Raw genomic sequence first — 14,079 nt, 5'->3', positions numbered from 1 at the left:
GGCGTCTATTCCGGCTTCTCGGTCTTCTTGATCCGGTTCGGCGAGTAAGTCAGGACCTCCTTGGCGATCACCCCCGGTGTGGCGGTCGGATCGACGTTCCGGTTGGCGGCCTGGCTCTGCGCCTGGATCTGCTGGTTCACACTCGGATTCTGCGCCGGGTTGTTCTGCATCCAGATCTCGACCACGCGCGCGCTGGCGCTCCAGACCGCGTGCATGTGGTCGATCAGCATCTTGGACAGGGGCTCCTTGGGCGGCGCTTCTTCCTGCCGGGCCACGGTTTCCTTGCGCTGCGTCCAGTCCTTGGACGAGTTGTCGGCCTGGCTGCCGCCCTGCAGCGGGTCGGCCTTGGCAGCCGCCTGGTTGGCCTGGGCCTGCACCACGGGGTTGATGTCGTTCACCACGCTGGCAGTTTCCTGCACCGGCGCCGGCGGATTCACCGGCGCCACCGGGATCACCCTGGCAGCGGCAGGTACAACTACCTCCGAGCCGGCCGGCCGGATGGCAGTTCGCTCCAAGTTAGGTAGTTGCATGATGGCTATTCACCTCAGCCCGGAAGCGGGAGGCTTTTATCCTGTTACGTACATTGGTTAACGGCAGAAATGAGGGCTTATTTAGGCCTATTTTCAAAAAACTTGGGGTTTGGGCGCTCCAAAACCCCAAAAAATGTCGCCCATCTGTTATCAAACAGACTTTTTGACTTGTTTCAGCCCAAAAACAAGGGCGCCCGGCTGGTGGCCGGGCGCCCTTGGGATCTGCCTGGGTCGAGGGACTTCTACTGCCAGTTGGCCGCAATCACCGGGGTCAGGGTTGCAGCGTAGCTTTCCGGCAAGGTAGTCTGGCCAGCGGGTGGCGGCGTGAACGACGCCATGGCTTGGGCGAGGTTTTGCACTTGGCTGTCCAGCAATTGCCGCCCGTCTGAAAGCTGCAGCGCTTCCACATGGCGATCTGCTCCGAGATACCAATTGGCAACCGTCACTTTGTCGCCGCTGCCAATCAGAGAGATCTCCAGGCTATTCCCCACTTGTCGCAACCAGATCTGTTCCGCGGTGATGTCATGGCCGAATTGCAGGACATCCACGACGCCAGCCGTGGCGTCGGTCTCCACCAGCACATCCTGGCCTTCGCCGCGCGCGAAGAGATAAGTGTCAGCGCCGGCACCACCTTCAAGCCGGTCGTTGCCCACACCACCCTCCAAGGTGTCCGCCTCCAGGCCCCCCCGCAGCGTGTCGTTGCCGCCCAGGCCCCGCAGCGTGTTACCCGCCGCGTTGCCAACGATCACGTTGTTGAGTTCGTTACCCGTGCCGTTGATGACGGCCGTACCCGTCAGCGTGAGGTTCTCCAGGTTGGCGCCCAGGGTGTAATCCACCAACGATTGCACGGTGTCCGTGCCTTCGTCAGCCAGTTCCGTCACTGCATCGCCGGCTTCATCGACCACATAGACGTCGTTGCCCAGGCCGCCCAGCAGTTGGTCGGCCCCGGCACCGCCATCGAGCCGGTCGTTGCCCTCGCCACCTTCGAGAACGTCTGCCTCCAGCCTGCCACGCAAGGTGTCGTTGCCACCCAGGCCCCGCAGCGTGTTGCCCACCGCGTTGCCGGTGATCACGTTGTTGAGCTCGTTGCCCGTGCCGTTGATGGCAGCCGTTCCCGTGAGCGTGAGGTTTTCCAGATTGGCGCCCAGGGTGTAGTCCACCAACGATTGCACGGTGTCCGCGCCTTCGTCAGCCAGTTCCGTCACCACGTCACCCAATTCGTCAACCACGTAGACGTCGTTGCCCAGGCCGCCCAGCAGTTGGTCGGCCCCGACACCGCCATCGAGCCGGTCATTGCCTTCTCCGCCTTCCAGGATGTCAGCCTCCAACCCACCCCTCAACGTATCGTTGCCACCCAAGCCCCGCAGCGTGTTACCAGCGGTATTGCCCGTGATGACGTTGTTGAGCTCGTTGCCGGTGCCACTGGTCGCGGCCGTACCCGTCAGCGTCAGGTTCTCCACGTTGGCACTCAGGGTGTAGTCCACCAGTGACTGCACGGTGTCCGTGCCTTCGTCGGCCAGCTCCGCCACCGCATCACCCATTTCGTCCACCACATAGGTGTCGTTGCCTGCTCCGCCCAGCATCTGATCAGCTCCGGCGCCGCCCTCCAGACGGTCATTGCCTTCGCCACCTTCCAACCTGTCGGCTTCGAGGCCACCTCTGAGGGTATCGTTGCCACCCAAGCCGCGCAGCGTATTGCCAGCGGTATTGCCCGTGATCACGTTGTTGAGTTCGTTACCCGTACCGTTGATCGCGGCCGTGCCGGTGAGTGTGAGATTTTCTACATTGGCTGTCAGCGTGTAGCTCACCAGCGACTGCACGGCATCCGTGCCTTCATCGGCCAGTTCCGTCACCAGGTCACCAGCGTCATCAACCATATAGGTGTCGTTACCCAGCCCACCCAGCATCTGGTCAGCTCCAGCGCCGCCCTCCAGGCGGTCATTGCCTTCGCCGCCATCCAACACATCGTTACCACTCAGCCCGTAGAGTTTGTCTGCGCCAACTCCGCCGTAGAGCTTGTCGCCACCGACATTGCCATTGAGGGTATCGTTGCCGTCCAACCCCATGAGGATGGAGCCGGTCGCTTGCGCGTTGAGTGTGTTGTTGCCGGTGGTTCCGGAAACCACTGGCAAAGCCTGCACGCCAATATGCAGAGCGTGTGTTGCAGTGGCCCCGGCCGTATCGGTCGCGATCAGCAGCAGGTCCAAGCCCCCAATAGCATCACCAGTTGGCGTACCCGACACGGTCATGTCCGTCGCATTGAATATCAGCCATGCAGGCAAGGCCGATCCATCTGCCTGAGTAAGCGTGTAGCTCAGGGAGTCGTCCACATCAATGTCCGCAAAGATTCCCGTTGGCAAGGTGTAAACGAAGGGCTGTTGTTCAACTGCGGCCTGGGGCATCAGCGTCAGCAAGGCCACAGGAGCATCGTTCGTGTTGGCTACGTTGATCTCGAAGGTTGCAGTCACAGACTCACCCGCCAAATCGGTAGCCGTCACAGCGACTGACACAGCCCCCACGTCAGCGTTTTGCGGTGTACCGCGGAAGGTCTGGGTCTGCGCGTCGAATGTCAACCATGCCGGTAACGCCGCACCATCAGCCAACATGGCGCTATAGCTCAGAACATCTCCGGCATCGGGGTCGATAAAGCTGCCCTCCGGAATATGAAATGCATAGGCCACGCCCTGTTGAGCGACTTCTGCGGCAACGAGGCTGGCCTCGGGCGCGGCGTTGGAATGTTCCCAGCTGTCTGAGATCAGGTTTCCTGCGGTATCGAAAATGGATGTGTGAACATTTCCATGGCCATCATCGTTCGCAACAACATAGTTCAGCAGATTGCTGTCAGCGTCAAAGAACTGTGTTGTCGTGTTGCCTTGACCATCGTTGAAGTAAGTGCTGTGAGTGCCATCCTCCAAATGAGACTCACCACTGCTACCACCATCGGCATGAATACTGTCATATCCATAGCTGCCATCACGCGCTTCCCACCAGCCACCCAATTTCGTACCGTCAGCAGAGTACTCATAACCGACATACGAACCTTGCCCGTCGCCGGTGTACGTCTCGTAACTGCCATCGGGGTGGTAAACAGTCCCGCTGCTCGAACCATCCAGATTGAAGGTTTCAAACCCATGCGACCCGTTTGAATAGCTCCACTGTATTTCGGCGAGGTTTCCGTCTCCATCAAAGTAAGCTGTATCTGTGTATCCCCCAGGCTCCTCCGTCTGCCTGCTTAGGAAGACCCCGTTTGCATCAAAGAAGTTGGTCGTGACGGTGCCCGATGCATCCTGCACGAACGTGCTGTACCGCCCATCGGGATAGTGCCCAGTACCTCGCAGAATGCCGTCGGCGTCCAGTGCGCCACTGCCGTAGGAACCGTCTGTCTTCGTCCACGAAACGCTGGTCAGCACTTCGTCCGCGTCATAACTCGTGACCGTGACCAAACCCGTCCCGTCTCCTTCGGTATTAATGAAGCTGCCGTCCGCAGCGTAAACGTCCTCGCCATAGCTGCCATCGCTAGCCGTCCAACTGCTTCTGGTCAGGACATCGTTGACATCGTAATTCCACTTGCGGGTTTCCCCGTTGCCATAGTCATATTGCGCCCAGCGCCCCAAATAACTCCAACTGGCGTCATAGTGGTACGCATAGTTGTACGAGTAATCAAACCATGCGCCATAGGAAATTTCCTCGAAACTCCCATCCAGATAATTCGCCGTACCGTTGCCTGACCCGTCAGGATTGAAGGTGCTGCTGCCGTAGGAGCCGTCGGATTTGGTCCAGCTATTGCTGACCTTTAGATCGCTCGCATCAAAAATGGTGATCAACGTATTTCCCAGGCCGTCATCGCTTGCAATGACCTTTCCCAACAAAGCGCCCGCGTCATCAAAGTTTTGCGTTGTGATCGTTCCCGCCCCATCATTGAAATAGGCACTATGACCAGAGCCATTGTTGAAATAGCTGGCCCCGCTGCTAGTTCCATCAGCTTGGTAAAAGTCATTTCCATGGGCCTCAGGATTGGCCCAGGAGACCTCAATCTTCCTGCCCGTGGCGTCAAAAGCTGTGGTCGCGTATGAATAGGAGGCGCTCTGTGTCAACCTGCTCACCGACCCGAGCAGTTCACCGCTGGCGTCGTATTCGATCCAGTTTTCAAGGCCGTGCCCATCATTGCTATAGGCGTAGCTTGTACTACCCGGGAAATAGCCATCTGCGTCGGCGGGGTCGCTGTAATGTGCGGCTGCAGCTGATGAGCCATCAGGGTAGCGGGTAGAGGTTCCATGGGATCCATCAGGCCACTGCCACGACGTAACTTCGCTGACAAAGCTGCCTTTCACGTCAAAATTGGTCGTGATGGTGCCCCCATCCCCATCCCCGGCATAGACGAAGTAACTGCCATCCGGATGGCGCCCGCCCCCGCTTATGGCGCCGTCCGCACTGACGTTGGTGAAGTTGCCGTTTTCGTCGTGGGTCTGGGTGACAACCGACGAGACTACGCCGCCAACGTCGTAGGACGTGATGCTGGCGCTGCCAGGCCCAATTTCACGGTACTCGATGTAAGAACCGTCATAGAGGAAAATCCGATCAATTGCCTGGATGTTCTGGACAGCAAGCGCATCGTGCGTTTGTAGGTTGGAGATCAGTACGTCATTGCCAGCGCGGCCGAAGAATAAGTCGCTTGCGGCAACACCTGAGCCAAACTTGATCAGATCAGTTCCGACCAAGGTGCCTGCCTTGGCTGATTCGTCAATCACATCGCGGCCGTCACCCGCCTGAAACTCAAAGACATTGGCGTCGGCACCAGCGACCAGCGTGTCATCCCCCGCACCGCCGATCAAGATGTCGCTGCCACCTCCTGAATAGATGCGGTCGTCCTGATCTGTCCCTTCCAATATCTCGTCATCTTCTGTGCCATAGATGTCGAAACCTCGCTCCAACAGCTGATCGAGCGTCAGCGTCGCACCATCTGAAAATCGGAAGGTGGAGATCGCACTGCTGCCCAATGCATTCTGTGGATCGAACCCTTCAATATGAATCGCATCACCATTGGCGCCTACATAGAGCAACAAGGAGCCAACACTGAGCGAGATCTGGTCTGACGTGATGCCAGCGCCAAAAAGAAGGGTTCCTTCCCCGCTGTTGTCTTGAATATAAACGGTGCCAGAGCCCGCATCAAACAGATAAGTATTCTGTCCGCTCGCATCGCCGATCAAGGTGCTGTTGGGCCCGGCGATAAACGTGTTCGGATACCCGGCCATTCCCCTCAAGACCTGCCCCCCCGCCGATCCGTCGATGACGATACCGACATCCTGGAGATAATCGGGAAACTCCTGCGTAGCCTCGCCATCGAACTTGATATCGAGGGCAAAGTAGGCAGCTGGGTTTTCACACCAATCGAGCAGGCGGACCGAGTCTGTGGACCCCACCTTTGTCAGCAGCAGGTCCGCGCCGTCTTTCTTGACCACGAGCTCCGATGCGCTCAGATCAAACCGGAGCAGCTTCATTTCACTGGTCAGGTTTGTCTCACCAGATCCAGCGACGAATTCAAACAGAGCGTGCGGATCGAAATAGGGTGGCGTGGGAGCCAACTCCAGCATATCTGCCATCCCGAGCACTGTGCCGTCGGCAAATGTGAATTGCGATACTCCCGAGCCTATGAGGTCATCGCTGTGCGGAATGATGACCCCAATACTGCGCGTGCCATCGTCCCAGGTGATGTTCAGAACGGCGTGAAGCGACTCTCCCGTTCTCACGCCTCCATCGATGGATACATTCGATTCACTCCAAGAAAACTGGAGATCACCCAGGGCGACGCCGACACCAAATTGAACCGTATGGTGCTGCAACACACCCGATTCGTAGTAGGGCGTTAGCGCTTGGAAGTCATTTGCACTCTCAACCGGAATTGGAGGCAATGGCTCCAGAAAAACTATCCGGCCTTGTGCAAGGTCTTGCTCATACCGGTCCCCCCAAGCGGCTCGCACTTCTTCGTCCGTGCCATAGAACGGGGCAGAGTCCCCTATTTCGGCGCGCCAAAGTCCAGGATAACTTTTCCGGTCAACCCAATCATCAATATCGATGGAGCGATAATAGACATCTAGAAATTTGAAGGAATCGCCGTCTCCACCCAGGACGGCATTTTCGACCAGCGAGGGATCTACTTCGATCGTTGCGGCTGAGATTCCAGCATAGATTTGGTCGTACCCGGCACTGGCCACCATTGTCCGCCCGCCGATCAGTACGTCGTCACCCGCTCCACCCTCCATCAACTCGCCACCGGCGAGGCGATCGTTGCCATCACCACCTCTGAGCGTTCCGCCACCAATCAGCGCATCGTTTCCTGAGCCGCCATACGCGTAGCCCGCGTTGTACACCGTGTCATTCCCGCCACCAGCGTTCACGACGGCCATGTAGCCGGCACTGACTGTATTGTCCCCCTCACCAAGGTTGAGGGTCGTGAGCTTGTACGTTGATGTTATGACCCGATAGTCGATCGTTCGGTAATCGAGCGAGGCAGGAACATACCCAAATATGGGTGCCCCGACCATTACCCCCGTTACATGTTCATAGGTATATGTCAGGCTGGTGATTAACATCCTGTAGCCAAGGCGATCGGCGATCGGCACGCTCTCGCTATTGATGACTTCACCCGTGGGGGTGATATACCCCAAATATATTGCACTCGCTGCAGGACTAGTTGTGTACGTATAGTAGGGCTCATTCCACTGCATTTTGAACGTGGCGCTGCCGTAGTCCTGTGCCGTCGATTCATAAGTGTTTACCGACCCAATATTTTCCTCATCGGAAGAAATTTGGCTGCGGTCAATGTGGATATACCTTTGGTCGTAGACCGAACGCGACTGATCATGCTGATAGACATATGTTGAATCCTCCGTGCTGTAGGACATTGTCCTGCTTCCACCGCTGGCTGTGAGATAGTCTCTTATCTCCCTTGTGACCGTAGTCGTCTGCCACTTCTCGTACATCCCCCCCAAGTCGTGGCTTTCGATTGTTCCATCCGCTAATGTCACGTAAGGCGAGCTGTATGCACTGGAACCACCTGAATAGTTGGTGCGAAGTTGCAACTCCACAGCATCGAGATAGTCTTGCTCCTCCATCTGAACCTTGCTCCACTCGGCCTGCGCATTTGCAGCCAGTACAGCCGCCACCATTTCGGTCAGCGAACTGGTTGCGCCTTGCCCATCCTTGATCTGCCACGGACGCTCGTCGCCCAGGAAATAGCCATCAATCAGAAGACTGTTAGTGGCACCCAGCTTGAGCAGCAGCCCATCCCCCTGGCGTCTCAAAGACAGATCGCTAAGGTCCAGCCCCTGCGCCAGCTGCACGATGCCGCCGTCTGAGGACGCGTCAACGGCGCTGTCGGCTCCCATGCCATACGACATGTAGTAGGTGTCGAGGCCCTCGCCACCGGCAAGGACGTCATTGCTGGCGCCACCATCCAGAAAGTCATTGCCAGCGCCGCCGTAGAGGGTGTCGTTACCAGCGCCACCGTGCATTTCGCTGCCACCGTCTCCACTGCGCAGCTCATCATTGCCAACACCGCCATTCATCTGGACGAAGTTGCTGCCCCCGATGAGCAAGTCGTCGCCGGCAGCGCCATGCAGCGAGGCGCCAGCGTGGTCGGCCAAAAGAACGTCATTGCCCATGCCGCCTGAAAGCATCTGGTTCTCGCCTGTCGTGGCCAGGCTCACTTCGGTACCCAACCGACTGCTGATCCAATCGCTCGTGCTCACGCCATTGATCTGCCGGACGCTCCCGACCATGGCGCCTAAAATCGTCAAGACGCCGTTCGACCCGTAATCCAGGATCAGGTCGGCCCCATTGGCGGCCACGCTGATCGGTTCCCCATCGACCAGCGTCAAGGCATTGGCGCCGTTGCCATCGTCAACCACGGTGTCGCCCGCGCCGGCCATGTAAGTATCGTCTCCAGCCCCGCCGTCCATGTAGTCGGCGCCGGCGTCGCCGGCCAGCAAGTCGTTGCCCTTGCCCCCCAGCAGCACATCGTCGCCACCACCGCCGTAGAGCGTGTCGTCGCCGTCGCCTCCGTCCAAAAAGTCTTTGCCGTGGTATTGCTCCGCCAACCAGTCCGGCGTGTTGTCCCCAAGAAGAATGTCGTTGCCCGCGCCGCCCAGCAGCGTATCGGCACCACCATCCCCCACCAGGGTGTCGTTGCCTTCGCCACCGTCCAGGTAGTCGTTGCCGTGGAATACGCCAGACAGGTGGTTGGGCGCGCCGGGTTCGGCCGCGTTATCGCCCGACAGGTAGTCGTTGCCGGCGCTTCCGTACAGGGTGTCCGAGCCACCGTCGCCAATCAAAATGTCATCGCCGTCTTCGCCATCCAGGTAATCGTCGCCGAGGAATTCGGCCGCTAGGCCGTCAACACGACCGTCTCCCTGCAACTGGTCATTACCCGCGCCGCCGTAAAGGATGTCGGCCTTGCCGCCACCTATCAAGATGTCGTCGTCGTCTTCGCCATCCAGATAGTCTTCCCCGCTGAACTGGCCTGCCAGCTCTGCCCCTGCAGCATCGCCTTGCAAATAGTCTTTGCCCGCGCCACCGTAAAGCGTATCGTCGCCGCCAAACCCGACCAGTTCATCGTCGCCGTCTTCACCATCCAGATAGTCATTTCCGTGGAACTGCCCCCCCAGTTCGGACCCCTTCGCGTCGCCGTACAACTTGTCATTGCCAGCGCCGCCATAAAGGGTGTCGTTGGCCCCATTGCCCCAGAGCCTGTCGTTGCCGTCTTCACCATCCAGATAGTCGTCGCCATGGTATTGGCCAGCCAGTAGATCGCCCGAAGTGTCGCCGTACAAATCGTCATCGCCGCTGCCGCCGTACAGCACATCGCCCTTGCCACCACCGATCAGCTTGTCGTCACCGTCGCCGCCATCCAGAAAATCACTGCCATGTAGTGCCTCGGCCGCGGTCCCGTAGGTAGCGGGCGTAGTAACACCGTCGCCAAGCAGCGTGTCATTGCCGGCGCCGCCCTCCATCACATCGTCACCGCCCAGGCCGTACAACACATCAATACCATTGCCGCCGTCAATGCGGTCATCGCCATGACTGGCGAAGACCTGATCGTCGCCATCACCGGCGTCAATCACATCCGACGCCAAATCCATCTCAAGTGGGCCCCCATTGACGATGACATTTCCCACAATCCGGGCAGGGTCAGCCGGGTCGTCCGGCTTGCGCCGCGGCGGCGTCTCCATGGTGGTGGCGCTCAGAATCACGTCATTACCCGCACCGCCCAGGATGTGGTCTGAGCCTGCCCCACCGGCGATCAGGTCATCCCCATCACCACCATCTATGAAATCGTTGCCGCCGCGCCCGTCCAGCGCGTCATTTCCTCCTAGACCCTGGATCTTGTCGTTCTCGCTGGTGCCATAGATCACGTCACTGAAACCGGGTTCGGCCACACCGCCCGTGAGCGTGCCGTCCGCCGCCCACTCCGTCTTACTCCAGGCATAGGTGTTGTAGCGAGGGTCACCGGGCGCGATGATGTCTTGCGTGACACTGCCGTCTTCGTTCACCACGGGATCGGGTTGCAGATCAACGCCCCACAGCAAGGCGCGCTGGTCGCCGATGAAGGCCTGCGCGGTTTCGCCTGCATCCTTCACGTTCAGGCCCCAGGTGTTGCTGGTGGCGGTTTGGCCGCCCTCGGAGGCGTACGTGACACTCAGGCCCCCAGAAGTATCCGCTGTGACGTCGCCCTCTGTCACCAACGCAAAGCTGACGCTGGTCTGACCCTCTTCTAAAGTGATCACTGCGCCATTGGCGTCGACCTTGCGATCGCCCAGGATGGCCTTGGCCAGGGCGGAGTCGTCCAGAGCAAGGTGCAGCGTGATGGTGTCACCGGCTTTAGCTGGCTGGTTGAGGTCTACAGTAAAAGACTTGCTGCCTGAAAATAAATTCGAGACCTTGCCCGCAAGATCACTCAACTTGGCTGTCAAACTGCTCCAAAAGCTTTTTCCTTCTGCACCTCCAGCACTGAGCGATCCTGTTTCTCTCACCACGACCTCGGTCTTTGGCAGTTTGATGCCCAGATAGCCTTGGCCATCTGTGTCCTGAGCCCGAGTCAGATTGAAGTTCTGTATGGTGATAGTGTTGCTACTGTCACCCTCCACGCTAATGACCAATTTCTTGCCTGTGCTGCTGCGCGCGTCGTCAAGGAGTTGGAGACTCACGACGGTGTTGTCGGCAAGTGTGGTTTTCCAAGTGCGACTGCCGTTGCCCTTGATGTCTCCTAGTGTTTGGTCCTTTATCTTGATCTGGCCTTGGCCGTCGCTGTCGAGGATGGCGTCTTTTCCAAACTGACCGTCAAATCCATACGTGTCTGCGCCATCTCCGCCCAACAGGGTGTCGCCGCCTTCACCGCCATAAAGAAAATCGCCGCCCGCCCCACCTTCGAGTCGATCGTTGCCCTGATAACCAAGCAATGTGTCGATGCCACCGCCGCCATAGAGATGGTCACCCTTCAGATTGTCTGTGCCTGTCAGGGTGTCAGCTTCTTCACCTCCGAAGGCGTACTTGTTGGCTGGCGCATTTGCACCGGCACCGGAGACGCGTTGTTTCACCGTGGTATCGGTAGCAGCGTCGTAGTAATCGGTGCTGACACGCCCCGGAATGGCCTCGACGTTGTACGTATTTCTCCGGGCATAGGCCGTGAGCATGGCCGATCGGTCTTCGTACCAGCTGTCGCTGAAATTGGCCAACCCGTTAGCACGCCGCTCATCACCTAGCGCCGCGTCAGCCTCCCACTTCTGGGCCAGTGCTTCATTCACTTGCTTGAGTTTCGCAATCGCTGATGCATCCTGGGTATTCAGCACGAGCGAACTCAACGCGTTGAGACTGAGGAAGGCCGTGAAATCTGTCTTTGCCCTACTTGCGAGAGCGGCGTCAGCCAGGGCGAGGGAGACCTTGCCAGCAAGGTCTTTGAAGATCCCCGAATTCATTAACTTGGCAAGAGTGGCGTGAAACACCTTGCGTCCGGTGTTCCCATCTTTGCTTTCGAGTTCGAACCAGGTCCCTCCCTGCGTGCTCCCATTGAGCCGGGTAAAACCTTCTGCGCCCTTCAGACCAAGAAGGTCCACCAGACTGTTGACTACCGTTTCCAATGAATTGCCATCAGTCGCCCCGGGCGTTCCATAGCTCGACTCCGATTTGTCGTTAGCAGCACCTTTAAGAATATTGACCAGCGCCGTTGCCGTCGCATTTGGATCGAGCTTCGCCAGGGCGTTTTGGACGCTCAAGGAATCGATGAGCAACACCAGACTATGGGTGTCACCGAAATCATTCTGGCTGAAATTTGGAACTAACAGTTTCGCCTCTCCGACCTTCCATGAACTGGACACCGCTTCAAGAAGGTAGGACCCACGGTACAGCGGCTGGTCTTCGATAAAAATGGAAGTGGCTTTCCCGTAGTGCAATTGCGAATTGGCTACGGCCGAGAAGTCGTCCAACGTACCGAAGTTGGATCCATAGATGTCGTAGAAGTTGGAGAAATCGTCGCCAAACGCAGACTGCGGTACCGTATTTCGACCAGCCACGCTGGTGTAGACATTGGTTGACGTGGTGCGTCTGCCTGCCGATAACACCGCAAGCTGATAGTCCAGACCGAGCCCCGCGATCTTGTCAGCCTCGATGTTCGCCGCCCGCTCCCCTCCTTGATTGCTCAGCAAAGGCGCGCGTTCGGCCTCTGCTGCAATCGATTTGATGCGCTCCAACGCTTCCTTGAGCAGACCAAGTTCGAACTGCTTTTGCGCTGCGCGGACGGGATTCGCCAGTACCTCTAGCGCATCTATGCCTAGCAGACGCTGATCGATATCGTCCAGGGCCGACTGCGCACTAACTGCTGTTATTGCGCCGCCTTCGCGGAAGTCGGTTTTCAAGGACTGGTAGAGATCGGCATTCTCGCTGATCGTAAATCTGTCGGCATTTCCTTCGGTACGTCGTAGGATAAATTCATCCACAACACTGCGCAACGTGTTGCCTGAATCGACTTTGCCCACACCTGCCCCGTTGAAGGTATAGGTGGCTGAGATTTTTGGAACACCCCAGCTATTTCGATCGCCTGCGTGCAAGAGATTGAAGGCTGTTGCCAAATGGCCGCCCAGGCTATACCCAGTGACGGTCAAGGTATCGCTATCCTTGATATCGCCTTTGGTCTTGAGGCTGGCGTACCACGCCTCCATATCGGCAATCTGCCCGAAAGCCCAACCTTCTGCCTTAATTTCCAGGTCGTTGGTGGCTTGATTGTCACGCGCCGCGTCGTCGATAAACTCGGTGGAGCGGAAACTCATGACGAGCTCGCCGGTATTTCTATTTTTTAAAAGTGTTCCAGAAAACCCTGTTGACGTATTGGCGCGTTGATCGACTACGGTCCACTCTTCCGAGAAGGATTTAGCTAAAGCATCTGGAAACCTATTTGTCCGCGTATTGCCGTTAATAAGTGTCGTTTCGAGTTCTGGACCCGTCATTCCACGCGACAGATCAACCGCCTCAGAAGCCATTTGCACATTGGCATACTTGAGATATGTCTCGACTGCGTTTGTCATTTTTTATCTCCTCGGAGCAATTGGTTGGAACGAAGAACCTTTTCGACAAAAGTCTTTGTCTGCCCAATCTGGCGCGGATTCGTTTTGTTTGGCTTGGGGAACGCTGGGCACGCGTTGTATGCTGCAAAGAGCCATGGGGATCGGCCGCCATTGGTATTCCCTTGGCCTGCATCAAACATATAACCCACGCGCTCGGCCAAGACTTCACGTGTTTTCAGGTCAATCACCTTAAGCGAACTACCGGCGATCCAATAGTCTCTTTCCTCTTTCGTTGAAATGTCATCAAAGCTCACCCCGTAGCGAGGCATTTGCTTTTCATCTATCGGCTGTTGGACGATCGACATCTCGCCGCGACTTAATACTTCTGCGCTGAGTTCGTAGCGGTAGTTCAGCCCATCGCGAGGATCTTTGGTCACTACAAATTTATATGTCGCACCTTGACGCACATTGCTATTCGGAAACCCCTGTGCGTCCTTGCCTCCCAGCATTTGCTGGATGTACCCATCCCCCCACAGATCGGCACCATAAGGATCATTCATGGCATATTGATCGGCTTGATTCACCCCACCTGGCCTAACCTTCATTAAAACGAAGCCATCAACCCCATCAACCGTCTTGTAGATCTTCTCCCCCGCCGTCTTGCAGCGCTCATCAAACAACGCCTTGGCCTTGGCGTAGCGCTCCTTATAGTCATCCACTGCCTGCTGTTCCTGCGCCACTTCCTTCACGCCCTGGCGCACCGGAATCGAGATCAGGAAGACCACCACCGCAAGGGCCAGGCCCTTTTGCCACCACTTCTTAGGCAGCCACAGTGCCAGCACGATACCCAGCGCAGCTAGTGCCATAAGCCCAAATCCTGCTGCCTTGAGCAGGTCCTGTGTCAACCAATAGTCACGCATGTCGCTCTCCGATTTTTTCGGACATTATTTTCATGATGAGTCCCCACATTTCCCTCAAACTCTCACTTCCCGCCCGCT

At 57.4% G+C, this 14,079-nt stretch carries 3 protein-coding genes; all 3 read right to left on the bottom strand.

All coding sequences use genetic code 11. The annotated features are described in order from the left end of the window. Positions 1-5 precede the first annotated feature (5 nt). Positions 6-530, bottom strand: a complete 525-nt coding sequence (locus tag AC1RRP_RS09490) for a hypothetical protein (protein ID WP_493035483.1) — start codon at positions 528-530, stop codon at positions 6-8. A gap of 242 nt (positions 531-772) precedes the next feature. Then, the gene (locus tag AC1RRP_RS09485; protein WP_493035481.1) at positions 773-13,102 is read right to left on the bottom strand and encodes a putative Ig domain-containing protein; all 12,330 of its coding nucleotides are present in this window, start codon (positions 13,100-13,102) and stop codon (positions 773-775) included. After that, entirely contained in the window at positions 13,099-14,001 is a 903-nt protein-coding gene (locus AC1RRP_RS09480) for a hypothetical protein (protein ID WP_493035479.1), read from the bottom strand. The genes AC1RRP_RS09485 and AC1RRP_RS09480 overlap by 4 nt, the downstream gene beginning before the upstream one ends. Between the last annotated feature and the right edge of the window lie 78 nt (positions 14,002-14,079).

It is taken from the genome of Hylemonella sp. GW821-FHT12C09 (assembly GCF_058807395.1).
Note: the sequence above shows the minus strand (reverse complement) of the source record. Positions and strands in the feature narration are given on the sequence as shown.